A 24,496-nucleotide genomic window follows, 5' to 3' on the forward strand; every position below is an offset into this window, starting at 1 on the left:
AAAACTAATGGTTTTAGATTCATCACGACGAAACCGGCGCCCCGGTTGTGCCGGTGGCGCCAGGAACCAGGCGCATCATGTCCACCGGGAGCATCGTGATCGTGGGCGGCGGGCTGGCCGGCGCCACCGCCGCCAAGACCCTCCGCGCCGAAGGGCATGGCGGGCCGGTGATCCTGCTGGCAGAGGAGCGGCATCGGCCATACCTGCGCCCGCCGCTGTCCAAGGAATACCTGCTGGGCAGGGCCGACGACGACGCCCTGCCCGTGGTTCCGGCCGGATGGTACGAGGAGAACGGGGTCGAACTACGGCTGGGCGCCCCCGTCACCGGAATCAATCCGGCCGCCCGCACCGTGACAGTCGGGAACGGTCAGACGCTGGGCTACGGCTCGTTGCTGCTGGCCACCGGGGCACGTCCCCGGCGCCTTCCGCTGCCCGGGAGCGACCTGGCGGGAGTCGGGACGTTCCGGACAATCGATGACTGCCAGCACCTGCGCGCCGGCCTGGCTGGCGGCGGCCGGAGCGTGGTGATGATCGGCTCGGGCTGGATCGGCATGGAACTGGCCGCGGCGGCGAGCACCTTCGGAAACACCGTTACCCTGCTGGGGCTGGAGCACGTGCCGCTGGGCGCGGCGATCGGGCCCGAACTGGGTGGCTTCTTCCGATCGCTGCACGAGGCGAACGGCGTCCGGTTCCGGCTCCCCGCCTCGGCCGCCGGGATCACGGGAACGTCGGGGCGGGTCACCGGAGTGGTCACGGATGCCGGGGAGGTCCTGCCCGCGGACCTGGTGGTCGTCGCCGTGGGCGTGGTCCCCGAAGTATCGCTGGCTGAAGCGGCGGGCATCGCGGTGCGGAACGGCATCCTCACGGACCCCTCGCTGCGGACCTCCGCGCCCGGAGTCTTTGCGGCCGGGGACGTCGCCAACGCCCTGCATCCCTTCACCGGCGAGCACCACCGCAGCGAGCACTGGTCCAATGCCCTCAACGGCGGCAAAGTCGCGGCCCGGGCAATGCTCGGTCTGGACGCCGCACTGGACACGGTCCCCTACTTCTACACCGACCAGTTCGACGTCAGCATGGAGTACTCCGGCTTCCCGACACTCCTCGCGGGCCCGCCCACGATCCGCGGTTCGCTCGAGGACAAGGAGTTCCTCGCCTTCTGGCAGCGCGACGGCCGGGTCGTCGCGGGAATGAGCGTGAACTGGCCCCGGTCCGCCAAGCCCCAAAAAAACATCAAACAACTCATTTCAGCGAAAACCGCCGTCAGCCCTGATGTCCTCGCTGACCCCGGCGTCCCGCTGGACCAGCTACTGCGCGACGCTTAGACGGTGCCTAGTTCGATTCCGCGGTTTGGCGGGTGCCTTGCCGGGCGACGGTTCCGGCGGTCTGGATGCTCGACTCGTGTCCCGCCATGCCGGCCTGGCTCGCGCGGGCGAAAGCGCCGGGCAGGGCAGCCAGCAGCGCATCGACGTCGGCCTCGGTGGAGGAATGCCCCAGACTGAAGCGCTGGGCGCCCCGGGCGGTGTCCTCGTCCAGTCCCATCGCCAGCAGCACATGGGACGGCCGGGGAACCCCCGCGGTGCAGGCCGAACCCGTGGAGGATTCCACCCCGGCCAGATCCAGCAGGAAAAGCAGTGAATCGCCTTCGCAGCCGGGGAAGGTGAAGTGGGCATTGCCCGGCAGCCGTCCCGCGCCGGGAGCCCCGCGCAGCACGGCGTCGGGCACCGCGGCCAGGACGCCGTCGATCAGCCGGTCCCGGAGGGCGGTGATGCGCGCTGCTTCCTCCGGAAGTTTGGCCGTGACGGCCTCGGCCGCCGCGGCGAACGCGGCAATGGAGGCGGTGTCGAGGGTTCCGGAGCGGACGTCCCGTTCCTGTCCCCCGCCGTGCTGGACCGGCGTCAGTTTCACGGCGCGGCCCAGCATCAGCGCCCCAACGCCGACCGGGCCGCCAATCTTGTGCCCGGAGATGGACATGGCGTCGAGTCCGCTGGCACGGAAATCCACCGGCACCGAACCGAACGCCTGCACCGCATCGGAGTGAACCGGGATGCCGGCCCGGTGCGCCAGTTCGACGATCTCCGCCACGGGCTGGATGGTGCCGACTTCGTTGTTGGCCCACATCACCGTGACCAGGGCAATCGACGCCGGGTCCCGGGAGAGCTCTGCCTCCAGTACGGCCAGGTCCACGACGCCGTCTGCATCCACCGGCAGCCAGCAGACCTCGGCACCCTCGTGCCGCTCAAGCCATTCGACCGTGTCCAGCACGGCGTGGTGCTCGACGGCGGAGCACAGGATGCGGGTGCGGGCCGGATCCTGGGCGTGCCGGGCCCAGTACAGGCCCTTGACGGCAAGGTTGTCAGCCTCGGTCCCGCCCGAGGTGAAGATGACTTCGGAGGGATGCGCCCCGGCGGCGGCCGCCAGCACCTCGCGGGCGTCCTCGACGGCACGCCGGGCGCGGCGGCCCGATCCGTGCAGCGAGGACGGGTTGCCGGTCCGGGCCAGCTCGCGGGTCAGCGCAGCCAGGGCCTCCGGAGCGAGGGTGGTGGTGGCAGCATGATCAAGGTAGACGGGCACAGGGCAATTCTACCTGCGGGCCCGTCACGGCACTGGTGTAGATTCGAGCGGTGAAAGCGTCCCTCTACCTGGTCCTGGCCACCCTGTTCTGGTCCGGGAACTTTATCGTCGGCCAGGCCGCTGTCGCCTCGATGACCGCCCTGGACCTGACGTTCTGGCGCTGGACGCTGGCCGCCGTGCCGCTGTTGCTCCTGGCCCACTTCGTGGAGAAACCAGACTGGCGCGGTGTACTGCGCCGCTGGCCGGTGCTGCTGCTCCTGAGCGTGCTCGGCATGAGCGGTTACACCCTCCTGCTGTACGGGGCGCTCGGCCACACTTCCGCCGTGAACGCCGCCCTGATCACGGCGGCCAACCCGGCCCTGATCGTTGTGATGGCAATCGTCCTGCTCGGCGAGAGGACCACACGCCTGGGCTGGCTCGGCATCTGCCTCGGCCTGCTTGGCGTGCTGCTGGTGCTGACCCGGGGCGAGCTGCAGCGCGCGTTGAGTTTTTCCCTCAACCTCGGTGAAGTCATGATGATCGGCGCGATCATTGTCTGGGGCCTCTACACGATCATCGCCCGCAGGCTGGGTGTCCCTGCCATCACGGCCACCGCCGTGCAGGTGGCGATGGCGACCGTCACCTTGGCGCCCTTCGCCCTCGCCCTGGATGTGCGGCTTCCGGAGACGCCGTCCGAGGCCTGGTCGCTGGCGTACATCGTCGTTTTCCCGTCCCTGGGCGCCTACCTCTTCTGGAACATCGCCCTGAAGACCACCCCGCCGGGGACGGCCGGGAACTACCTCAACCTGATCGTCGTGTTTACGGCGGTCATCACCCTGGCACTGGGGACGCCGCTCACCCTGGTCCAGATCGTGGGCGGCCTCCTGGTGATCGCTGGCGTGCTGCTGACCGGTCGGAACGGTCAGCCAAGGCCGGTGGCGGCCGCCACCCCGAGCCGTGCCGCCTAGGGGTCGGTCCGCTGGACCGGCCTGATCCTGGCGCAGCACTGCGCAGGCTGCGCGGCTCCGCGCGCGCGGAGGTCCGCCATGGCGAGAGCCTGCACCCGGTCCGGGTCAATTCCGCACCCTGCCGCGGCCCCGGCCAGGAAGGCGCCACTCATGGCGCAGACCACATCGGCGTGGCCTTCCGCGATCCGGCGGAACGGACAGTTGAGCAGTGCCAGGCCGCCTCCGCCGTCGCTCTCCGGACGGTAGCCCCCGGCAGCGAGGACCTCGGTGAAGCCGGCATCCGGGTCCGCCGGCGGCCCCTCTGTCCCGCTGTGGGTCCGGGCCGCTGCCTGCCCGCGTGCGTAGGCGGCGCGCACCAGCGCATCGCGGGCCGAACCGCCGTCGGCCGCCGACTCCTCAATGGCCAGGACCAGCAACTCGGCAGCCAGGTCGTAGTTCCGGTCCGGCACGGACACGGCGACCTCCTGGACTGCGGCCCGGTACAGTTTGGCCGGGCGGCCCGAACCGGGCCCGCCCCTGCCGCCAAGCTTCCGGAATTCGACGGCCAGGAGCCCGTCCCGCACCAGCCGGTCCAGTTGGAAGGACGCCGTGCTCCTGGGCAGGCCGAGGGCACCGGCGGCGTCGTCGCGGCTGACCTCGCACCCGGCCGAGGCGACAAAATCGAACAGCCTCCGGCGGCTCTCGTCCCGCAGGGAGGCCACGGCGGCAATCCTGAGGTTCCAGGGGGCTCGGCTCATGGGATCAGGGTATCTCTAAAAACAAGATCCGCTGCTTAACCGCCGGCCCGGATAGCGGAGTCAGCCGGACGGAGGGACGACGGCGATCCGTGCCTCAGCCTCACTCCGCGCCGCCGCCAGAGTTGCGGCATCGGGACAGGAGACGGACAGGTACACGGATGAGCCCGACGTGCCGAACAGCCGGGCGTAGATGGCGGTCGCCCTGGCGCCGGCCCGCTCTCCGCCCGCGAACACCAGAACCTCGACTCGCGGAGCGGGCCCGCCGGGCTCTCCGCCCCAGCGCAGCGTCCCGGATGTCATGTAGTCCGGAAGGATGCTGGCGTCCAGATAGTGGAAAAGCGACTCGGTGGACGCCCTGTCGTCCCCGGAAACGGCGAGGGCAGACTGGTTGGTCCGCACCCTTGCCGAGACCACACAGCCGTCCTCCTTGAGGTACTCACTGGTGCCGGCCACGTTCTCCTTGCGTGGCTTCCAGCCTGGAGCGTCACGCAGCCCGTCGGAAAGCTGGACGGGCACCCCCGCGGCCATGGTGTCCCCTTCGGCGAACGGCATATCCTTCGCCGCGACGGCAGCGGCGTCGTGGCCGGGGGTGATGGTGGGGGTGGCGAGGGTCGGGGCCGCCGGCACCGCCCTGGCTGCAGAGGGGTCCGGAACGCCGACGCTGCAGCCGGCCAGCGTGGCCGCGACGGCGAGCGCCAGGAACGCGAGGCACCCCCGACTCCCCCGGGGCCGGGCGGAGCCTTGGGGCGCGCGGCGGGGACGGGGCCACAGGCCTGCCGCCGCCGTGGTCCTGGTTGTCCGTGTGCTTCCCATGCTCCGCCCCAATGTCGCTGTCCCCGTTCGCTTTCCGCCCGGGACTCCGCACGATTCTAGACTCTCCCCGCTGGGGCCCCGCCCGGGGGTGCCCCCGCCCATCTGCCGGCGACGGCCGGGGTGAGCGCCGGGGCGGCCGGATTGCGGGAGTGGGAGCTAGGCCAGGACCCTCACCGCTCGGGGAACCACTTCGATGGTGAGAGGCAACGGACCGATCCGCTCCCCGTCCGCATAGGCCACCACCGAGTCCGCGGACAGCTCGACCTTGCGGACCCGCCGGATGTGCACGGCCGGATGCCCAAGATGCCCGCCGGAAAAGACCTTCGGAAAGACCTTCAGCAGGCCCAGCCGGGACAGCGGGCTGACGATAAAGAGGTCCAGATAACCGTCGTCGAGCACGGCGTCGGGGGTGATCTTTATGCCGCCGCCGATTGACTGGCCGTTGGCGACCGAAATCAGCATCGCGCCCTGCCGCCAGCGCTCGCCGTCGGCCGTCACGGTGTAGCTGATCGCCCGGAACGAGGCGAGCTCGCGGAGCATGGCCAGGTGGTAGCGTGCCTTGCCGCGGGGCCACCGCCAGGCGTTGGCCCGTTCGTTGACGGCTGCGTCGAACCCCGCGGACAGCACGCCGGCAAACCAGCGGGACGCCCCGGACGACGAGACGCGTCCGGCGTCGATCAGCCGCCCTCCGGAGTCCAGGGCTGCGAGCACCGCCGCGCAGGCACCGGGGACATTGTGCGTCGGGACGCCGAGCGCCCGTGCCATGTCGTTTCCGGTGCCGGTCGGGACAATCCCCAGCGGGACCGTGCCGTAGGCCAGCCCCGATCCGGCGAGCGCGTTGACGCCGAGGTGGACCATGCCGTCGCCGCCGACCACCACGAGGGCATCAGCTCCGGAGGCCAGGGCCTTGTCCACGGCCTGTGCCAGCGCGTCATAGGAGTCCTCGCAGAGGAACAGGACCGCGGCCCCGGCGGCCCGGAAGAACCCGGCGGCCTCCTCGCCGGCGTGCCGCCCGCGGCCAAAGGATGCCCGCGGGTTGACGGCGACGGCGATAAGCATGCGCTGAATTATGCCAGCCGCCGGGAACCTTCCGTGCCGGTACGCTCGTTCTTCCACTTGCCGGTTAAACTGGCCAGGCCGGACGTCCAGGATGGGCTGGCACCATCGATGCAAAGGATTCTTGCTTGACGCAGGGCAACAGCTCGCATTACCAGGTCCTCCGGATCCCCGTGACGGCGACGGAAAGGGAAATCAAAGTGGCCTACCGCAAGGCCGCCCGCACCGCGCACCCCGATCACGGAGGTGACCCGGCCGCGTTCCGGCGCGTCACGCTTGCCTACGAGACGCTGATCGATGCCAAGAGCCGGGCCGACTACGACCGGTCCTACGGCGCCGGCCGCGGTGCTTTCGCCGGGCCGGCCCCTGACGAAGGGGCACACTTCGACGCCCCTGCCGCCGGGAGCCGCGCCTCGGCCAATGTCCGGCGTCCCAACACACCACGGAATACGGCCTCCGACGCCCCGGTCTACATCCCGCCCTTCGAGCAGTACGCCGGGACCGGCGAGGTGCCGCTGATCCCGGAAAGCCTGGCCCGCCAGCAGGTCCACGGGTTGCCCCGCAAGCGCGGGATCTTCGGGGCCGAGGCCCGGATCCAGCGGGAAATGCGGACGGTGCAGCTCATCAGCCGGCAGATCCTCCCTGCCATCCCGGCCGCACGGCTCATCAACGGACTGCAGTCCCCGGCGGACAACAGCCACATCGACCATGTGGTGCTTTCCGGCTACCGCATGGCCATTATCGGCTCGATGCTGCTGCCGCCCGGGGCCTATGCCTGGAACGGCAGCGGCCTGACCCACGGCGGTCGGTCCATCGCGCCTCCCCAGCTGGCCCACGTGGTGCGCCGCATGCAGGACATCTTCCCGGAACTCAACGTCACCGGCTGGACCGTCGTCCACAGCACTGACGGCAACCTGCACGAACCGGTGATCGACCGGCACCGCCGCTCGGGGGCGCACGAGACCGTGCAGGTGGTCAATGCCGCCGGGCTGGCCCGGGGCCTCAAGCAGTTCCTGAGTTCCGGCCCGGCCCCCAACACCGTCATCGTTCCGGTGCTCGCCCCGCTGCTGCGCGGGATGCACTAGCAGGCTCGCTAGGATGGGACCGTGTTCCGCATCCTCTTCCACGCCCCAGAAATCCCCGGCAATACAGGCAACGCCATCCGGCTGGCCGCCATCACCGGAGCCGAGCTGCACCTGGTCGAGCCCCTGGGCTTCGACTTCTCCGACGCAAAGCTGCGCCGGGCCGGCCTTGACTACCACGACCTCGCCGTCGTGACCATCCACCCGGACATCGACGCCGCCTGGGCCGCCCTCGCCCCGGAGCGCGTCTTCGCATTCACCTCAGACGGCGAGACCTCCTACACGGACATCAGTTACCGGCCCGGGGACGTGCTGCTGTTCGGCCGGGAATCCGAAGGCCTGTCCGAGGAACTCAAACACGACCCCCATGTCACGTCCCGCGTCCGGCTGCCGATGCTCCCCGCGCTGCGCTCCCTGAACCTTGCGAACGCAGCCTCGATCGCAGTCTATGAGGCGTGGCGCCAGAACGGATTCGCCGGCGCCAAGCTGTAGGCACCGCAACTTTTCCAGCGGTCCGCCCATCCGGCTGCCCGGCCGTCCCGAATCACTTCTGAAGCCCAGTGCCACCAACGGGCGCAGGGAGCGAGGAAGGGAGCGAGGAGCGGCAGGTGACAACTATGCAGGTGGATAGACGTCCCGCCCGGCGTGTTGCGGGCGGCCACGCCCCGGCAGCAGCTCATCCTGACCCGCGATCGGCGGCGGGCACCTTATGCTTGAAGGTGATGGACACTCCCAACGCCCCGATTCCCGAGGCTTCCGCTCCCCCCGGCACGCCGGCCGATGTAAATCGCCGGCTCGGCGCACTGCTGGAGCAGATTGCCGCCGGCGACCAGGCAGCCTTCGCCGAGTTCTACGAACTAACGTCCCGGCGCGTCTTCGGCATGGCCCGGCGGGTACTGATCGATGTGGAGCTCAGTGAGGACACCACCCAGGAGGTCTTCCTCCAGGTCTGGCAGAACGCCTCCAAGTTCAACCCCGAGGCCGGAAGCCCGCTCGCCTGGCTCATGACCATCTCGCACCGGAGGGCCGTGGACAAGGTCCGTTCCTCCCAGTCCTCCACCGACCGGGAAGCGAAATACGGCGCCAGCAGCCAGGACATCGACCATGATTCGGTTTCCGACGAGGTCGGCAGCAGGCTTGAGGCCGAGGCTGTCGTCCGCTGCCTCGGGACGTTGACCGACACCCAACAGGAGTCCGTGCGGCTTGCCTACTACGGCGGCCTCACCTACCGGGAAGTCGCAGAAAAGCTCAACGCTGCGGTGCCCACCATCAAGTCCCGCATCCGCGACGGACTGATCCGACTGAAGACCTGTCTGGGGGTGAGTTGAGATGACCGACATGAACGCACAGAACAACGGCCGCGTCTCCGGCGGCTTTGCCGCCGACATCGCCACGGACCTCGCCTCGGGACGAGCGGCAGACCTCGCCGAGGTGTATGCCCTGAACGCCGTGGACGACGCCGAGCGTGCCACCATTGAGGGTTACCTTCTCTCGGCTCCGCAGGCCGAACGCGACGCCTTCGACGAGCGCGTCCGCCAGGCCCGGGAGACGCTCGCGACCAGCTTTGCCGCTGAGGAAGAACCGCCGGCCGGCCTGCTGGACCGGATCATGGCATCCCTGCCCAGCCAGGACGCCACTGACGCGCCGCATGCCCACGCCTCCCAGGCGCCCTCAGCGGTCCCGCCGGTCGTCGCCCACCCCGTCCGGGCACCCTCCGGGCTCTCGGTCACCGACGAGCTCGGCGCCGCCCGCAGGCGCCGCGAGGAACGACGCCGGCCGCAGGGAATGCGCAACTGGCTCATCGGCGTCGCGGCCGCAGCTATCATCGCCCTGGGCGGAGTCGGCGTCGGCGCCTACGTTGCCAACCAGAACGATCCGCTGAACCAGGTGCTGCAGGCCGGGGACGTGCGGCAGGCGACCGTCAACGTCGCCGGCGGCGGCACGGCGACCGTGTCCGTCTCCACGTCGAAGGACGCCATTGTCGTGAAGATGAACGACGTCCCGGCTCCGCCGGCGGGCAAGGTCTACCAGATGTGGCTGATTCCCAAGGACGGCTCCGCCCCGGTCTCGCAGGGCCTGATGGACGCGGAGGCGTTGTCCAAGCCGGCCGTGGTCAAGGGCATCAGCACTGCGGCATCCCTCGGCATCACGGTGGAACCGACCGGAGGGTCGACGTCGCCGACCATGCCGACCGTGGCCGCCGCCCCGCTGGGAGCCTAGCGTCGGAACCACCACCACCAAGCGAACGATAAAGCAGGGCAGGCCGCGAACCTACTCAAGGTTCACGGCCTACCCTGCTTTTTGCCGGGTCGGCTACAGCCGGTCGGAGTCGTGGACCGCGCCGACGTGGAGGTCGAGCCGGTCGATGATTTCCTGCGCTTCGTCCGCAGGCGCCGAACTGACGCTCAGGGTGATGTAGTTTTCCTCCCCGGTGGGGGCCTCGAGCGCCTCGAACTGTGACTCCAGCAGGGACGGCGGCATGAAGTGCCCGTGCCGGGATGCCAGCCGGTCCGAAATCCGGTCCTTGCTCCCGTCGAGGAACACGAACACGACGCCGTCGCCGCGCAGGACATCCCGGTAGCGCTTCTTGAGCGCCGAGCAGGTGACGACGCCGGGAATGCCGGAGTCTGTGTGCTGCCGGATCCACCCGGCGATGCTTTCCAGCCAGGGCCAGCGGTCTGCGTCGGTCAGGGGCTGCCCGGCCTGCATCTTCAACACGTTCGCCTCGGGGTGCAAATCATCGCCCTCCGCGAAGTCCCAGCCCAGCCGGCTGGCCAGCAGGCCGGCCACCGTCGACTTCCCCGAGCCCGAGACTCCCATGATCACGAGCACAGGGTGCTGCGCAGTCTTCGCCATTAAAGCCTGCCTTCCTCAATAAATATGATTTAAACTGAGGCCAGCTTATGGGAGAGTCCGCGCGGGGGCAACACTAGAACCCGGCGATGGTCCCCGCCCCGTTGACCGCGACGACGTGGAACGCCTCCGCGCTGCGGCCGGCCGGGAGACCGCCCCGGTCCGCAGCCCGGAGCATCAGTCCGCGGACCGTGCGGTCCATGGCCTCGATGTCGGGGTGCTGGCTGACGTGGATATGGATCGCCGCGAGTTTCGCCTCGACGTGGTCGGTGACGTCGACGACGTGGTTTTCGCGTTCCTCCGGCCCCGCGAAGAGCCACAGCCACGGCAGTTTGTAGGCCTCCAGCCCCGCCTCGGCCAGCTCGGGATACGCGAACGGGTTCTCCAGCGCCGGATACACCGCCCGGGTCACCGCCTCCCCCACGGCCAGATGGTCGGGGTGGCTCTTCTGGATCCGGTTCCAGTTCCGCTCCGGATGCATCGAGAGTACGACGTCGGGGCGGAGCCGCCGGATCAGCCGTACCACTTCGCGGATCACACCGTCCGAGGGCTCGAGGTAGCCGTCGCGCTCGTGCAGGTAGTGGATGTCGGTCACTCCGACGAGGGCGGCGGCCCGGCGTTGTTCCTCGTTCCGCAGCCGGACGATCTCGTCCCGTTGCCCCGGGTCAAAGCCGCCGGCGTCCCCGTCGGTCATGATGCAGTAGCTGACCTGCACCCCGGCGGCGGTCCAGGCCGCGATCGTGCCGGCGGCGCCGAAGTCAATGTCGTCGGGGTGCGCAGTGAAACAAAGCACCCGCTCGACCCGGTGCTGTTCCGGATCGAACGGGCTGCGCGCCTGTGTGGCGGAGGTGTTCAAGGAATCAGCCCTTGCGCTTCTTGATTTCTGCGGTTGCCTGCGGCAGGACCTGGAAGAGGTCCCCGACGATGCCGAAGTCGGCGATCTCGAAGACGGGCGACTCCGCATCCTTGTTCACGGCCACAATCACCTTGGCGGTCTGCATGCCGGCCTTCTGCTGGATGGCCCCGGAGATACCCGCCGAGATGTACAGCTGGGGCGAGACGGTCTTGCCGGTCTGGCCGATCTGCGCGTCGTGGCCGATCCAGCCGGCGTCCGTGGCGGCGCGGGAGGCGCCGATGGCGGCACCGAGGGCATCGGCGAGGTCTTCCACCGGGCCGAAGTTGCCGTCAACCCCGCGTCCGCCGGCCACCACGATCCGCGCCTCGGCAAGGTCCGGACGGCCGCTGGCGGCCTTCTCACTGCGGGCCGTGATCCTGGCCGACGCCGCGGCGGCGGTCTCCGGCACCTCCACGGTGACGGTTCCCGGCGCCGTGCCGGTGACGGCGGGTTCGGGGGTGACGCTGTTGGATTTGACGGTCAGGACCGCGACCGGCGTCGACGCCTTCGCCGTGGTGGTGTACGAACCGGCCAGCACGGACTTGTGCGCGGTGCCGTCCGGGTCCACGGCAACGACGTCGGTGATGACGCCGGCGCCGAGCTTGATGCCCAGTCGCGCCGCGATTTCCCTGGCCTCCGCCGAGTTCTCGGTCAGCACCACCGTGGCGCCGGCGGTCTGCACTGCGGCGGCCAGGTAGGAGGCCTTGGGACCAACGAGGTAGTCGTCGAGGTCCGTTGCGGAGGGCCGGTACAGCGTCTGGGCGCCGTAGGCCGCCAGCGTCGATGCGACGTCGTCGTGCAGCTCGCCGTTGAAGGCGACGGCCGGCTCGCCCAGGGACCGGGCAATGGTGAGCAGCTCCAGGCTGGACTTCTTCAGGGCCTGGCCGGGGTTGTCGATGAATACAAGCACTTTTGCCATGTCTGGGAATCCCCTTAGAGCAGCTTCTGGGCGGCCAGGAACTCAACCAGCTTGATGCCGGCGTCGCCCTCGTCGGTGATGATGGTGCCGGCGGTGCGCGCCGGGCGTGCCTCGGCGGACTCGACGGCGGTCCAGGAACCGGACCGTCCGACGTGCGCGGGGTCGACGCCGATGTCCGCAAGGCTCAACGTGGTGATGGTCCGCTTCTTCGCCGCCATGATGCCCTTGAAGTTCGGGTAGCGGGGGTCGTTGATCTGGTCCGTGACCGAGACGAGCGCGGGCAGCGGGGCCTCGACAGTGTCCGCATGCGAGTCGCCGTCGCGGCGGGCGGTGAGTTTGCCGCCGTCGAGCTCCAGGGAGGAAGCGAAGGTGACCTGCGGGAGGTCGAGCCGCTCCGCGAGCTGGGCCGGGACCAGGGACGTTTCGCCGTCGGTGGAGGCCATGCCGGTGATGATGAGGTCTGCGGGGGTCTCAGCGCCGAGGTGGCGGATGGCTGCGGCCAGTGCCAGCGAGGTGGCGGCAGCGTCGGATCCGGCCAGCGCGTCGTCGCTGAGGTGGACGCCTTCGGTGGCGCCAATCTGCAGGGACTTCTTTACCGCGTTGACCGCACCGGCGGGACCCATGCTCAGGGCAATGACCTTGTTGCCGGCCGCTTCCCCGCCGCGGGCCTCGATCAGCTGGAGTGCGGCTTCGAGGGCGTACTCATCCAGTTCGGACAGGATGCTCTCGGCGCGGTCCGTCGTGTTGCCCTCGCCGGTGAGGTGTCTGTCGAACTGGGCGTCAGGGACGTGCTTGACCAGCACGATGATCTTCAATGTCTCTTCCACTGTGTGTACAGCAGCCTTCCATGCGGGTGGACAGCCAGCCGGGTGGGGTCGTGGCCACGGAGCGCCCGGGGTGCCGGGTTGCTCCTAGCTAACCATATCGGGGAGCGCGGGCACGGCTGGGTTAAGGCCTGTGACCGGGCCGGGGACGGCACAGCGAAGGCCGGACAGCACCCGGTGGTGCTGCCCGGCCCTCGGCTGGAACGGTGGGCGGTGCTCCTATTGCTCGGCGGCCGCGCCGAGGGTCACGTCCAGCTGTTGTTCCTTGCCGTCGCGCAGGACGGTGACCTTCACCGAGGCCCCGGCGGGCTGCTCGCGCACGGCGGCGGTCAGCTGGTTCGGGTCGCTGATCGCGAGCTCCTGGAACTTCGTCACGACGTCGCCGACCTTGACGCCGGCCTTGTCTGCGGCGGAGCCGGGTTCCACCGTGGCGACCTCTGCCCCGACGGAGAAACCGGAGGCCGCGGAGCTCGCAGTCTTCTGCTTCACGCTCACACCGAACTGGCCGTGTGTGGCCTTGCCCGTGCTGATGATCTCCTGGGCGACGCGCTTGGCGTGGTTGATCGGGATGCTGAAGCCCACGCCGATGTTGCCGCTGCTGGCGGAGTCCCCGCCGGCGGAGGCGATCGCGACATTCACGCCGATGATCTCACCCTTGGTGTTGACCAGGGCGCCGCCGGAGTTGCCCGGGTTGATGGCGGCGTCGGTCTGGATCACGTTGATCGAGATGCTTCCCTGGTTGGCGGTGCTCTGGCCCTGCCCACCGTCCGGCGGGGCGAACTGGAAGCCCTGGTCTCCGCCCTGCGAGTCGTCCGCGCCTTCCTTGGGCGCTGCCGAGGAGGCCACACTGATGGTGCGGTTCAGGGTCGACACGATCCCGTCAGTCACGGTTCCCGTAAGGCCCAGGGGCGAGCCGATCGCGACGGCGGTATCGCCGACGTTCAGCTTGCTGGAGTCGCCCAGCACTGCCGGGACCAGCCCGGAGCCGTTCTGGATCTTCACCACGGCGAGGTCGGACAGCGGATCCGTTCCGACGATCTTGGCGCTGTAGACCTTGCCGTCGCTCATGCGCACTTCGATCGCGGCGTTGGCCGCAGTGCCGTCGAGCGTGACGACGTGGGTGTTGGTGAGGACATGGCCTTCGCCGTCCAAAATGATGCCGGAACCCGTGCCGCCTTCGCTGCCGCTCGAGGCCTTGATGGTCACGACACTGGGGGTGGCCTTCACGGCAGCGGCGGTGATGGCGTTGACGTCTTCCCGGTTGTTCACGATGACAGGGCCGGCCTGGCTGCTGCTGCCGGCTCCCGCGGACGTGATGGCCCGGTCCCCCATCACCTGGGTGGTCCCTGCGACCACACCGCCGCCCACCAGGCCTGCAGCGAGGATGCTGGCCACCAGGGTGGGGACACCGAAGGCAGCCTTGCGCTTCGGGGCGTGGGCCGGGTTGGACGCATACGGCGACCCGGGCTGGTTGCCTCCATAGCCGCCGTACTGGGGTTGGCTGTAGGGTCCCTGGCCGTGCTGGCCGTAGCCGTGTTCGTCACGCGCCTGCCGGGACTGGCCGAAGGCGGAGTTGCCGGCCGGCTGGCCGTACCCGGGGCCGGGCTGTCCTGGGTTGTGGCTCTGCTGCGCGTGTTCCTGGGAGGCACCGAACTGCTGCGTCTGCGGTGCCGGCGGACGGCCGTAGGACGGCTGGTGCTGCGGGTAGACCGGCTGCGGGGAGTTGTCCGCGGCCCGGTCCAGCCGCAGGGTCGGGTTCTCGGGTGCTGAGTCCGGCGCGGGGGCAGCCTGCGGGGGCCCGGAAGCGCCCTCATTAGGCGTGGCCGGCTCCCGGTTCTCTGGTGACGCGCCCTGCGCTGGGTTCTCAGTCATAAGACTTCCTTTCATCCTCGTCTGTATTAACTATGGACGATCTCACTGATACTAGAGCGCACGTTTGCTGGGAGATTGCTGAACGCCGGAAGCACCGCGTCCGGGTTGCAGTGACCGGTTCAGCGCTTTTCGCTGGTGGCATATTCCCGCCGGTGGACGGCCCTTTGGGTGCACCATAGAATCAAATGGAATCGCCACAGCGACCTGCGGCTTTACATCTGCGTGGGGGCGCTGCTGCATTCTGTGACGACCGGTTCGGCCCGAACTGGTCGCAGAAGTGCTGAAGGGTTGCACATGCGGTCTACCTATAAACGTTTCCTCGCCGTTCTTGGCGTCGTCGGACTGCTGGCGCTTCCCGCCGCTCCGGCCCTCGCCGAAGATCCGGTAACGCTCGACCCCGTCACGAAGGTCGTAGACTCCGCCGGGGTCCTGGGCGACCGGAGGGGCGAAGTCGAACAGGCCATCAAGCAGCTGGGCACCGACCACGCGATGACGTACCACGTCGTCTACGTGAGGAAGTTCGAGAACCCCACCGACCGTGTGGCGTGGGCCACCGAGGTGGCGGAGAAGGCAAGCCTTGGGGCCAACGCCATGATGTTGACGGTTGCCACGGACACCCGCCAGTACCAGTTGAGCAAGCCGTCCAACAGCAAGATCACGGACGCCCAGCGCGACACGATCGTGTCCAGCGCGGTTGACCCGAACCTGCGCAACGGCGACTACGCCCAGGCTGCCATCGACAGCGCCGCAGCCATCGGCGACGCCGCCGGCGGAGGCAAGGGCACCGTCCCGTCCGAGGATGGCGGCGCAGGAAGTGCCGTTCTCGTGGGCGCGGGCGTCGTTGCGGCGGGCGGAGCGGGCGCCTACCTGTACCTCCGCAACCGCCGGAAAAAAGCTGCCGCGGGAGCGCAAGCAGGCTACGGCCAGCAGGGCGCCGAGCTGGATCCCCTGGCCGGACTCACCGTCGAGGAACTGCGCCGCAAGAGCGGCTCACTGCTGATCGAAGCCGACGACGCCATCAAATCCAGCGAGCAGGAGCTGGGCTTCGCGCAGGCACAGTACGGCGACGCCGCCGTCGGGAACTTCACGAAGGCCCTGGAGGATGCCAAGGGCCATATGTCGGAGTCCTTCAAACTGCAGCAGCAGCTCGATGACCACATCCCTGATACCGAAGAGCAGCAGCGGACCTGGCTCGGTGAGATCATCCGCCGTTCCGAGGCCGCCCTGGCCTCGCTGCAGGAGCAGAAGGCCGATTTCGATTCGCTGCGCGAGCTTGAAAAGAATGCCCCGCAGGCTCTGGCCGCGGTCAGCGCCGGCGCGGGTGAGGCGGAAGCCAAAATCGCCAGCGCCGAGCAGTCCCTCGCCGAGCTGCGGGCCAAATACGCCGAGAGTGCCCTGGTCCAGGTTGGCGACAACATCAACCAGGCCAAGGAGCGGCTCGCCTTTGTGCAGAACGCCTCCGTCACGGCCCAGGAGAAGCTCAATGCCGGCGAAGGCAGCCTGGCCGCCGTCGCCGTCCGCGCGGCGGAAGAAAGCCTGCACCAGACGAACGTGCTGATCGGCGCCATCACCAAGGTCGCCGGAAACCTGGACGAGGCCCGCAGCGGCCTGGAGTCCGCCGTCGTGGACACCTCCCAGGACCTGGCCCAGGCCAGAGCCCTGATCCAGTCCGGGGCGCACCCCGAACTTGCCGGACCGGTTGCCGCTGTGGAAGCCGCGCTGGCGCAGGTCAAAGCCGAAATCCAGGGCGGTAAGATCGATCCGATCGCCACCCTGGAGCGGGTCGAAACGGCGCACCAGTCGCTGGACGGGGCCCTCTCGGGCATCCGCGACCAGCAGGAGCAAACCCGCCGCGCGCAGGCGTCGCTGCAGCAGAGCATCATGTCCGCGCAGGCGCAGATCAGCGCGACTTCGGACTACATCACCGCCCGCCGCGGCGGCGTGGGCACCGAGGCCCGGACCCGCCTGGCCGAAGCCCAGCGGAACCTCGACTATGCACTGTCCATCTCGCGCACCGACCCCGTCACCGCCCTGCAGTACGCCCAGCAGGCGCACGCACTGGCCGCGCAGGCGGCGCAGCAGGCCCAGTCCGACGTCGACCACTTCGGCGGGTACGCCAACCAGGGTTACGGCCGCGGCGGGATGTTCGGCGGAGGCGGCGGCGGCGGTCTGGGTGGCGCCATCCTCGGCGGCATCCTGATCAACTCCATCCTGCACGGCGGTGGTGGTGGCGGCGGCTGGGGCGGCGGCGGCGATTCCGGCGGCGGCTGGGGCGGCGGCGGTGACTCCGGCGGCGGCTGGGGCGGCGACTTTGGCGGCGGCGGCGACTTCTAGGCAGGTGCCCTCGGCCAAAACACGGCCGACATGCCGGGCACACACAGACTAGGCGCCGGCGGGCACGCTCCCGCCGGCGGATAGAAGCGGTACATTTCACTGTTCACCGAAATTCAGTGGGAACCACTGAGCAGGACGAAAGGTAACACCATGAAGCAGTCCATTTTCGGCCGCATGGCGCAGCTGGCGAAGGCCAACATCAACTCCCTGCTGGACCAGGCCGAGGACCCGCAGAAGATGCTGGACCAGATGGTCCGGGACTACACCAACAACATCGCCGAGGCGGAGTCCGCCGTAGCGCAGACCATCGGCAACCTGCGTATGCTCCAGGACGATTACAACGAGGACATCAAGAACGCCCAGGACTGGGGCAAAAAGGCCCTCGCCGCGTCCCGCAAAGCTGACGAGTACCGGGCCAAGGGCGACACCGTTGACGCCGAGAAGTTCGACAACCTCGCCAAAGTGGCCCTGCAGCGCCAGATGTCCGCGGAGAACGAGGCAAAGTCCGCCGAGCCGAGCATCGCATCCCAGACCGAGGTCGTGGACAAGCTCAAGCACGGTCTGGGGCAGATGAAGGGCAAGCTCAACGAGCTCACCAGCAAGCGAAACGAGCTGGTGGCCCGGTCGAAGACCGCCGCGGCCCAGACCCAGGTGCACGATGCCATGAAGAGCATCGACTTCATGGACCCGACGTCCGAGGTGGGCCGCTTCGAAGAGAAGATCCGCCGCGAAGAAGCCAAGGTGCGCGGCCAGCAGGAACTCGCCGCGTCCAGCCTGGACGCACAGTTCAACTCGCTGGAGGACCTCGGCGAGCAGACCGAGATCGAGGCCCGGCTCGCCGCGCTGAAGTCCGGCGGCTCCCCCGCCGCCATTGGCGCCGGCGAAACCCGAGCCTCCGGTTCGACCGTCGAAGAGGCGGACTTCGACAAGCTGTAGGCACACCCCCGGAGTGTTTTCCGCCGGAAAGAGCTGACACCGGATCTGCCGAGGCCGGGCCCGGACCGTACACCGACGGTCACTGGGCCCGGCCTCCGTCGTCCCCCGGACAGTGCCCCGGTGGCGCGCCCGTGGCGCGGCGAGCGGTGCGGCTGCGGCGGGCTCCGCGTGTACCGTTGACCCATGTCATCGGGAACCCTGTCTTCGACCCTTGTCTGGCTCCGCGACGACCTCCGGCTGGACGACAACCCGGCCCTGAGCGAAGCGGTGTCACTGGGACAGCCTCTGACCGTGGTCTATGTCCTCGACGAGTCCTCCCCCGGCGTGCGGCCCCTCGGCGGCGCCACAAAATGGTGGCTGCACCATTCGCTGGCGGATCTCGCCGCCGGGCTTGAGGCCGCGGGATCCCGCCTGCTGCTGCGCCGCGGCGCGGCTGCAGATGTCATCCGGGACCTCGCCCGGGAAACCGGCGCCGGCACATTGCTCTGGAACCGCCGCTACGGCGGCCCCGAACGCGAAGTGGACGCAGGCGTCAAGGCCTGGGCCGCGGAACAGGGCCTCACGGCTGCCAGCTTCCAGGCGAACCTGATGTTCGAGCCGTGGACGGTGCGGACCGGCGCGGGCGGACCGTACAAGGTCTTCACGCCCTTCTGGCGGGCCTGCCTCGATGCTCCGGAGCCCCGGCTCCCTCTCGACGCCCCGGAGCGCCTCCCTGCCCCGGCCATGGACGTGGAGGGAAAGCTTCCGGCCGGCGACCCGCTCGACAGCTGGGGGCTGCTCCCCCGCCGTCCGGACTGGAGTGCAGGCCTCGCCAGCACCTGGCAGCCCGGCGAAGCCGGGGCCCACCAGCGGCTCGAGGACTTCCTCGACGGCCCGGCAGAGGCCTACGGCACCGGCCGGGACATCCCCGGAGTCGAGGGCACCAGCAGGCTCTCCGCTCATCTTCGGTTCGGCGAGATCAGCCCGTTCCGCATCTGGCATGCACTGCGCGAACACTTTGGGCACGCTGCGCCGGCCGACGTCGGGATCTTCCGCTCCGAACTCGGCTGGCGGGAGTTCTGCTGGCAGCTGCTCTACGAGAACCCGCAACTGGCCACCCGGAACTACCGGCCCGAGTTCGACCACTTCGCCTGGCAGACACCCTCCGACGCCGAACTCGCAGCCTGGCAACAGGGCCGCACCGGCTATCCCCTGGTCGACGCCGGGATGCGTCAGCTGTGGCAGACCGGCTGGATGCACAACCGTGTCCGGATGGCCGCCGCGAGCTTCCTGGTCAAGAACCTGCTGGCCGACTGGAGACTCGGCGAGGCCTGGTTCTGGGACACCCTGGTGGACGCCGACGCCGCGAGCAACCCGGCGAACTGGCAGTGGGTGGCCGGATCCGGCGCCGACGCCTCGCCCTACTTCCGGATCTTCAACCCGGTCACCCAGAGCAAGAAGTTCGACGCCGGCGCCCGCTACCTGCGCGAGTATCTCCCGGAGCTGTCCGGCCTGGACGACAAGGCGATCCACGAACCGTGGAAGGCCGACGGTTCGGTTGCGGGCTACCCGGGACCGATCGTTGGGCTGCCGGAGTCCCGTGCCCGCGCGCTGGAGACCTACCAGCGGCTCAAGGACGGCTAGGCGGGCCTCGGCCTGCCCGGCCGCAGGGACCTGGCTGACAGGAAACCCGGGGCAACAAGAAAGGCCCGGATCAACAGATCCGGGCCTTTCTTTTCTTCTCCAGTTGCGGGGACAGGATTTGAACCTGTGACCTCTGGGTTATGAGCCCAGCGAGCTACCGAACTGCTCCACCCCGCGTCGCTTGATCAACACTACCCTACTTTTGGCGCCGCCCGAACCACCGCCCTCCCGGCGGCCCGCGACCCACTTTGCCGGCCTAAAGCAGGGCGGCCCGCGACCCACATTGCCGGCATAAAGCAGGGCGGCCCGCGACCCACATTGCCAGCTTAAAGCAGAAGGTCCGGGACACTGTTTCCAGTGTTCCGGACCTTCCCTTCAGTTGCGGGGACAGGATTTGAACCTGTGACCTCTGGGTTATGAGCCCAGCGAGCTACCGAACTGCTCCACCCCGCGTCGCAGAATCAACTCTACCTGCCGGTGAACATGAGGCCAAATCCGGGCGGCGTGATGTGCGTCTCCCGGCCCGGGGCTGTCCGCGTCCGGAGGGAAACGGAAAGGCCGGGTTCCCGCTCCAGTGGAGCGGGAACCCGGCCTTTAGCCGCGCCCCGGTGGGCCGGGCGTCAGCTGCTCGGCGTCGGGGCCGGGGTGGCCGCCGGCGTCGTGGCATCCGGCGCCGGGCTGGCCGCCGGTGCAGGAACCGGAGTTTCCGCCGCGATCTTGGCTTCGGCGTCGATGGCCCGCTGCAGGGCTGCGGTGAGCTTCCTCTGCTCCTCGCCATAGGCAGCGAAGTCGCCCCTCGCGAGGGCCTCCTGGCCGGCCTTGATGGCAGCGTTCGCCGCTTCCAGGGCCGCCTTCAGCTCTGCCTTGGCGTCCGTGCTGCCCGGAGCGGACGGAGTCTCGCCCGGTGTCGTGGGCGTACCGGGCGTCTGCCCGTTGTTGGCCGAGTCGCCGGCGCTGGCTCCCGACTCACCGCCGAACAACTGGTTCAATGCCTCATCCAGAGTCGGAGCGAACCCGATCTTGTCACCGAACGCCACGAGAACACGCTGCAGCGTGGGGTAGGACGTCTCGCCAGTGGACCGCAGGTAAACGGGCTGGACGTAGGCCATGCCCCCACCAACCGGCAGTGTCAGCAGGTTGCCGTTGAGAACCGCCGACGCACCCTGGCGCAACAGGTTCAGGGCCTGCGAGACGGTCGGGTCCGAGTTGAACTTGTTTTGCGCCTGGCCCGGGCCGGGGATGTTGGACTCCGGCGGGATCTGCAGGAGCCTGAGTTGGCCGTAGCTCTCGGCCTTCACGCCCTTCTCACTGCCGGCGTCGGAGTCCGCGGCCAGGAAGCCGTAGAGCACGTTGCGGGCGTTTCCGTTGACGACCTGCGGGATGAACGAGGAGGTCAGCTGGAAGGCCGGCTTGTCCTGGTCAGGCATTTTCAGGGACATGTAGTACGGCGGCTGCTTCACGTCGTCCTGCACGGTCGGATCGTTCGGGACGCTCCAGGCATCGTTGTTGGTGTAGAAGTTGTCCGGCTGGGTGACGTGGTACCGGCCCAGAAGTTCCCGCTGGACCTTGAACAGGTCTTCCGGGTAGCGGACGTGGCTCATGAGCGCTCCGGACATTTCCGAGTACGGCTTCAGCGAGGACGGGAAAATGTTCTGCCAGGACTTCAGCACCGGGTCCTGGTCGTCCCAGGCGTAGAGCGTCACCTTTCCGTCGTAGGCATCCACCGTGGCCTTGACCGAGTTGCGGATGTAGTTGACAGAGGTGTTCGGAAGGGAGGCCGTCCGGCCCGCAGTGGTCTGCGAGTCGGCGGTGGCCTCGGAGAGCTGTTCCTGCTGGGAGTACGGGTAGTACGGGCTGGTGGTGTAGCCGTCCACGATCCACTTCACCCTGCCGTCGACGACGGCCGGGTAGGCGTTGCCGTCCACGGTGAGGTACGGAGCAACCTTTTCGACGCGCTCCCGGGGGTTGCGGTCGTAAAGGATCTGGGACTCGGGGTTCACACCGTCAGAGAGCAGCAGGTCCGAGGACTGGAACTTGATCGCGTAGAGGACCTTGTTGAAGAAGCTGCCCACGTTCGGGCCGCCGTCGCCGGTGAAGGTGTACTGGGTTTCGCCGTCGCCCTCCTTGGCGGCGGGCCGGTCCTGCTCGCGGTTCGGGGCGCCTTCGGGGGCGCCGACGACCGAGTAGTCAGCCGAGTTCTCGCCGAAGTAGATCCGCGGCTGGTAAGTCGAGTCATCGCCGAGCACGCCGGTGGACGGGATTCCGGCCTGCAGGAACTCCGGTTTGCCGTCGACAGTGAACTTGTTGCCCTTGGCAGCGACGACGCCATAGCCGTGGGTGTAGACGACGTGGCGGTTCAGCCAGGACTGCTGGTTGGCGCTCAGCCCGTCCGGGTTGAGTTCGCGGACCGCGATGACGGTGTCCTGGATCTTCCCGTCAATCTCGTAGCGGTCCACGTTCAGGGCGCTCGGGAACTGGTAGTACGGCCGGTACTGCTCGAGCTGCGAGAACGCATCCGAGATCAGGTTGGGGTCCAGCAGCCGGATGTTGGCCGTGGTCTGCGCGTCGGGGGCAAGGGCGCCCGTGGTGGGGTTGGTGGTGGCGTTGTACCGGGTTTCCTGGATCTTGTCCAGGCCGTACGCCGAGCGGGTCATGTTGATGTTGCGTTCGATGTACTGCTTTTCCAGCGTCTGCTCCGAGGGCCGGACCTGGAACTGCTGGATCACCCAGGGGTAGACACCGCCGGCCAGGATGGAGGTGATAACCAGCATCGCCAGGCCGATAACGGGCAGCCGCCACTTGCCGATCACGGCAGCGACGACGAATAGGACCGCGACGAGGACCGCGGCCACGGCCAGGATGGCCTTGGTGGGGATGACGGCGTTGACGTCCGTGTACAGTGCACCGGCCCAGCGGCCGCCGCTGCTCTGCACGGCGGCGTAGCGGTCGAGCCAGAAATTGGCGCCCATCAGGAGCAGGAAGGCTGCACCGGAGACGGCAAGGTGGATCTGAGCCGCACGGCTGGTAAAGATCCCGCGCTCCATGATCCGGATGCTGCCGTAGAGGTAATGCGTGAGGATGCCGGCGATGCCGGCAATGATGGTCACGCTGATCAGGAAGCCGGTGACGAAGCCCAGGAATGGCAGGGTCATCAGGTAGAAACTGATGTCGAGCCCGAACTGCGGGTCATCCTGGCCAAAGGATTCCTGGTTCAGGAACAGAAGTACTTTCTGCCACTGGCTGGCCGCGGCGCTGCCGGCGAACAGGCCGAAGAGAACGGGCAGGCCAATCATAACGACGCGGCGGACCGGTTCCAGCTGGACCTGATAGCGGTTCAGGTTGTCCCGGATATCCGAGTCCGGGGCGTACACGGGGCGGGAGTGGTAGGCGATCCGGATGGCGAAAAAGACGGCGGCGAACATCAGCGCGAAGCCGGCGAGGAAGATGGCGATCCGTGCCAGGTTCTCGGTCAGGAAGACTTCGAAGAAGCCCAGCTGCTGGTACCAAAGGACGTCCGTCCAGACATTGGCGAAGAAGATGAAGCCCACGACGATCAAGGCCACAACAATCAACGTCGGCGTCAATGCGCTTCGTCGTTGCTGGGGTCTTCCGGGCGGGACTGTGCTGGCGGGACGGGACAAACTCGGTACCTCATAGCTGGTAGTCAGTTACTGGTTTTTAGTTATCTGTGCGGTGCTTGGATGCAGGAACTCGGAGTGCTGCATCGTAGCGACCGCCGGCACCGCCCCAACAGGGCGGCGAAGCCGTCATAAGTGCCACGAGTGGCGGCGGATCTTAGTTCCGCCGTCAGTCTAGTTGCTGGAGCAACCCGGAAGCCCGGATGTGTCGGCCCCGGACGCGGCCAGTTCGACCGCTTTGCGTGCCTCGGCCAGATTCTCGACCCGAACCACCTGCAGACCGTCCGGAATATGACCGACGACGTCGTCGCAGTTTGCGGCCGGGGCCAGGAACAGGGTGGCGCCGCCGGAGCGCGCACCGTGCATCTTCTGGCTGATGCCGCCAATCGGCCCAACAAGACCCTCGGGGGTGATGGTTCCGGTACCCGCGACATGCTTGCCGCCGGTCAGGTCGCCGGGGGTGACGGTGTCCACGATGCCCAGGGCGAACATCATCCCGGCACTGGGACCGCCTACCTTCTCCAGGGAGATCTTGACGTCGAAGGGGAACTTGAACTGGTACTGCAGCAGGACGCCGAGGATGAACCGCCCTGCCTCGGTCTTGGCCGGCGTGATACTGGCGGTCACGTTGCTGCCATCACGGTCGACGACGACCTCCACCGGGGCACCGTTGCCGGCGGCCAGCTCAGCCTGGACGACGCTCAGCGCGGTCGCCGTCTTGCCGTTGATGGACAGCAGCACGTCGTTTTCCTGGAGCTTGCCCGCGGAGGCGGAGCCCTCCGGGATGCCCGCGATCTGCATTTTCTGCTCGAACGCGATCCCCAGTTCCCGGAGGGCTGAGGCTACGGCGTTCTCCTGCGACGTGGTCATCGCGACGGCGCTTTCCTGCTGGGACTGTTCCTTGGTCACGCCGGTGGGGAAGACGAGTTCCTCCGGATAGACGGCCTTCGCGCCGCTGAGCCAGGCCGAGAACGCCTCGAAGACCGTCACCGGCCCGTTGGGGCCGCCGTCGACGTAGACCGTGGTCAGGTCCAGGTTGCCCTTGGCGGGAAAGCTCTCGCGGCCTGTGACGCTGATGACCGGATTGCCGTTGTCATTGCCCAGGGTGTTGAACGTCGGACCCGGTGATTCCACGACATACGGGACAGGCAGGCTCATGGCCGTGACGCCCAGCCCCAGTGCCAGCAGACCCGAGACGAGCATGGCTGATGAGCGGTTGTCCTGCTTCTGGCCGGATCCTGAACCGGGGAGGAGGGCCCTGCGGCCCCGGGACTGGCCGCCCGCCGGCTCGCCGGCGGGCTGCTCACCCTGCGTAATCGTCAATGAAGGACCTCTCCGTGCCGGCGCCCGGGGACCATGCGGACCCCCTGGTCAGCGCACCGCGCCCGCGCCCTGA

20 protein-coding genes and 2 tRNA genes are annotated in these 24,496 nt (G+C 68.4%); 9 read left to right on the forward strand and 13 right to left on the reverse strand.

What is annotated here, in order from left to right:
- The first annotated feature begins 77 nt into the window (after positions 1 to 77).
- Positions 78 to 1,322: an NAD(P)/FAD-dependent oxidoreductase gene (locus tag AC50YC_RS06330; RefSeq protein WP_494952706.1), complete on the forward strand. Its 1,245-nt coding sequence runs from the start codon at positions 78 to 80 to the stop codon at positions 1,320 to 1,322.
- Between the two features lie 7 nt (positions 1,323 to 1,329).
- On the opposite strand, the gene AC50YC_RS06335 is transcribed toward AC50YC_RS06330, so the two are convergent.
- Positions 1,330 to 2,571 carry a cysteine desulfurase family protein gene (locus AC50YC_RS06335; RefSeq protein ID WP_494952707.1) on the reverse strand — a complete coding sequence of 414 codons (1,242 nt, stop codon included), beginning with the start codon at positions 2,569 to 2,571 and terminating at the stop codon, positions 1,330 to 1,332.
- Between the two features lie 50 nt (positions 2,572 to 2,621).
- Here AC50YC_RS06335 and AC50YC_RS06340 point away from each other — a divergent pair, with 50 nt between their 5' ends.
- The gene (locus AC50YC_RS06340) at positions 2,622 to 3,518 is read left to right on the forward strand and encodes a DMT family transporter (protein ID WP_494952708.1); all 897 of its coding nucleotides are present in this window, start codon (positions 2,622 to 2,624) and stop codon (positions 3,516 to 3,518) included.
- Here AC50YC_RS06340 and AC50YC_RS06345 read toward each other — a convergent pair.
- The 3 genes from AC50YC_RS06345 to AC50YC_RS06355 all read right to left on the reverse strand — a co-directional run bounded on the left by AC50YC_RS06345 (position 3,515) and on the right by AC50YC_RS06355 (position 6,127).
- Positions 3,515 to 4,255, reverse strand: a complete 741-nt coding sequence (locus AC50YC_RS06345; RefSeq protein ID WP_494952709.1) for a helix-turn-helix domain-containing protein — start codon at positions 4,253 to 4,255, stop codon at positions 3,515 to 3,517. The genes AC50YC_RS06340 and AC50YC_RS06345 overlap by 4 nt on opposite strands.
- A 60-nt stretch (positions 4,256 to 4,315) precedes the next feature.
- A complete protein-coding gene (locus AC50YC_RS06350; RefSeq protein WP_494952710.1) occupies positions 4,316 to 5,068 on the reverse strand; it encodes a hypothetical protein in 753 nt (250 codons plus the stop codon).
- Between the two features lie 156 nt (positions 5,069 to 5,224).
- On the reverse strand, positions 5,225 to 6,127 hold the full coding sequence (locus AC50YC_RS06355) for a diacylglycerol/lipid kinase family protein (RefSeq protein WP_494952711.1): 903 nt from the start codon (positions 6,125 to 6,127) through the stop codon (positions 5,225 to 5,227).
- A 125-nt stretch (positions 6,128 to 6,252) separates the two neighbouring features.
- Between AC50YC_RS06355 and AC50YC_RS06360 the strand changes: the two genes are divergently transcribed.
- The 4 genes from AC50YC_RS06360 to AC50YC_RS06375 all read left to right on the forward strand — a co-directional run bounded on the left by AC50YC_RS06360 (position 6,253) and on the right by AC50YC_RS06375 (position 9,426).
- On the forward strand, positions 6,253 to 7,209 hold the full coding sequence (locus tag AC50YC_RS06360; protein WP_494952712.1) for a J domain-containing protein: 957 nt from the start codon (positions 6,253 to 6,255) through the stop codon (positions 7,207 to 7,209).
- Between the two features lie 21 nt (positions 7,210 to 7,230).
- Entirely contained in the window at positions 7,231 to 7,698 is a 468-nt protein-coding gene (locus AC50YC_RS06365; protein WP_494952713.1) for a tRNA (cytidine(34)-2'-O)-methyltransferase, read from the forward strand.
- Between the two features lie 230 nt (positions 7,699 to 7,928).
- Positions 7,929 to 8,534: a sigma-70 family RNA polymerase sigma factor gene (locus AC50YC_RS06370; RefSeq protein ID WP_494952714.1), complete on the forward strand. Its 606-nt coding sequence runs from the start codon at positions 7,929 to 7,931 to the stop codon at positions 8,532 to 8,534.
- Positions 8,535 to 8,544: 10 nt separating this feature from the next.
- Entirely contained in the window at positions 8,545 to 9,426 is an 882-nt protein-coding gene (locus AC50YC_RS06375; RefSeq protein WP_494952715.1) for an anti-sigma factor, read from the forward strand.
- A gap of 93 nt (positions 9,427 to 9,519) precedes the next feature.
- Here the strand turns inward: AC50YC_RS06375 and AC50YC_RS06380 are convergent, their stop codons facing one another.
- The 5 genes from AC50YC_RS06380 to AC50YC_RS06400 form a co-directional block, all read right to left on the reverse strand.
- Entirely contained in the window at positions 9,520 to 10,062 is a 543-nt protein-coding gene (locus AC50YC_RS06380) for a gluconokinase (RefSeq protein WP_494952716.1), read from the reverse strand.
- 73 nt (positions 10,063 to 10,135) lie between these two features.
- Entirely contained in the window at positions 10,136 to 10,915 is a 780-nt protein-coding gene (locus AC50YC_RS06385) for a PIG-L deacetylase family protein (protein WP_494952717.1), read from the reverse strand.
- Positions 10,916 to 10,919: 4 nt separating this feature from the next.
- Positions 10,920 to 11,873 (reverse strand): electron transfer flavoprotein subunit alpha/FixB family protein, encoded by a 954-nt coding sequence (locus AC50YC_RS06390; RefSeq protein WP_494952718.1) that lies wholly within the window; start codon positions 11,871 to 11,873, stop codon positions 10,920 to 10,922.
- Positions 11,874 to 11,887: 14 nt separating this feature from the next.
- A complete protein-coding gene (locus AC50YC_RS06395; protein ID WP_494952769.1) occupies positions 11,888 to 12,688 on the reverse strand; it encodes an electron transfer flavoprotein subunit beta/FixA family protein in 801 nt (266 codons plus the stop codon).
- 228 nt (positions 12,689 to 12,916) lie between these two features.
- Entirely contained in the window at positions 12,917 to 14,569 is a 1,653-nt protein-coding gene (locus AC50YC_RS06400; protein ID WP_494952719.1) for a S1C family serine protease, read from the reverse strand.
- A gap of 294 nt (positions 14,570 to 14,863) precedes the next feature.
- Between AC50YC_RS06400 and AC50YC_RS06405 the strand changes: the two genes are divergently transcribed.
- The 3 genes from AC50YC_RS06405 to AC50YC_RS06415 all read left to right on the forward strand — a co-directional run bounded on the left by AC50YC_RS06405 (position 14,864) and on the right by AC50YC_RS06415 (position 19,462).
- The gene (locus AC50YC_RS06405; protein ID WP_494952720.1) at positions 14,864 to 16,903 is read left to right on the forward strand and encodes a TPM domain-containing protein; all 2,040 of its coding nucleotides are present in this window, start codon (positions 14,864 to 14,866) and stop codon (positions 16,901 to 16,903) included.
- 150 nt (positions 16,904 to 17,053) lie between these two features.
- Entirely contained in the window at positions 17,054 to 17,839 is a 786-nt protein-coding gene (locus AC50YC_RS06410) for a PspA/IM30 family protein (RefSeq protein WP_354169662.1), read from the forward strand.
- Between the two features lie 183 nt (positions 17,840 to 18,022).
- Positions 18,023 to 19,462, forward strand: a complete 1,440-nt coding sequence (locus AC50YC_RS06415; RefSeq protein ID WP_494952721.1) for a cryptochrome/photolyase family protein — start codon at positions 18,023 to 18,025, stop codon at positions 19,460 to 19,462.
- Positions 19,463 to 19,565: 103 nt separating this feature from the next.
- Here the strand turns inward: AC50YC_RS06415 and AC50YC_RS06420 are convergent.
- From AC50YC_RS06420 to AC50YC_RS06435, 4 genes are all read right to left on the reverse strand, one after another.
- Positions 19,566 to 19,639 (reverse strand) — tRNA-Met (locus tag AC50YC_RS06420).
- 202 nt (positions 19,640 to 19,841) lie between these two features.
- A tRNA-Met gene (locus AC50YC_RS06425) sits at positions 19,842 to 19,915 on the reverse strand.
- A gap of 167 nt (positions 19,916 to 20,082) precedes the next feature.
- Complete coding sequence (locus AC50YC_RS06430) at positions 20,083 to 23,103, reverse strand: UPF0182 family membrane protein (RefSeq protein WP_494952722.1); 3,021 nt, start codon at positions 23,101 to 23,103, stop codon at positions 20,083 to 20,085.
- 171 nt (positions 23,104 to 23,274) lie between these two features.
- Entirely contained in the window at positions 23,275 to 24,423 is a 1,149-nt protein-coding gene (locus AC50YC_RS06435) for a YlbL family protein (protein ID WP_494952723.1), read from the reverse strand.
- Positions 24,424 to 24,496: the final 73 nt, after the last annotated feature.

It is taken from the genome of Pseudarthrobacter sp. MDT1-56 (genome assembly GCF_059383555.1).

Excerpts from the sequence above, each read along its gene's own strand:
- AC50YC_RS06415 (WP_494952721.1), top strand. The coding sequence starts at position 18,023 with ATGTCATCGGGAACCCTGTCTTCGACCCTTGTCTGGCTCCGCGACGAC.
- AC50YC_RS06330 (WP_494952706.1), top strand. The coding sequence starts at position 78 with ATGTCCACCGGGAGCATCGTGATCGTGGGCGGCGGGCTGGCCGGCGCC.
- AC50YC_RS06390 (WP_494952718.1), bottom strand. The coding sequence starts at position 11,873 with ATGGCAAAAGTGCTTGTATTCATCGACAACCCCGGCCAGGCCCTGAAG.
- AC50YC_RS06350 (WP_494952710.1), bottom strand. The coding sequence starts at position 5,068 with ATGGGAAGCACACGGACAACCAGGACCACGGCGGCGGCAGGCCTGTGG.
- AC50YC_RS06370 (WP_494952714.1), top strand. The coding sequence starts at position 7,929 with ATGGACACTCCCAACGCCCCGATTCCCGAGGCTTCCGCTCCCCCCGGC.
- AC50YC_RS06355 (WP_494952711.1), bottom strand. The coding sequence starts at position 6,127 with ATGCTTATCGCCGTCGCCGTCAACCCGCGGGCATCCTTTGGCCGCGGG.
- AC50YC_RS06380 (WP_494952716.1), bottom strand. The coding sequence starts at position 10,062 with ATGGCGAAGACTGCGCAGCACCCTGTGCTCGTGATCATGGGAGTCTCG.
- AC50YC_RS06375 (WP_494952715.1), top strand. The coding sequence starts at position 8,545 with ATGAACGCACAGAACAACGGCCGCGTCTCCGGCGGCTTTGCCGCCGAC.
- AC50YC_RS06345 (WP_494952709.1), bottom strand. The coding sequence starts at position 4,255 with ATGAGCCGAGCCCCCTGGAACCTCAGGATTGCCGCCGTGGCCTCCCTG.
- AC50YC_RS06405 (WP_494952720.1), top strand. The coding sequence starts at position 14,864 with ATGCGGTCTACCTATAAACGTTTCCTCGCCGTTCTTGGCGTCGTCGGA.
- AC50YC_RS06410 (WP_354169662.1), top strand. The coding sequence starts at position 17,054 with ATGAAGCAGTCCATTTTCGGCCGCATGGCGCAGCTGGCGAAGGCCAAC.
- AC50YC_RS06400 (WP_494952719.1), bottom strand. The coding sequence starts at position 14,569 with ATGACTGAGAACCCAGCGCAGGGCGCGTCACCAGAGAACCGGGAGCCG.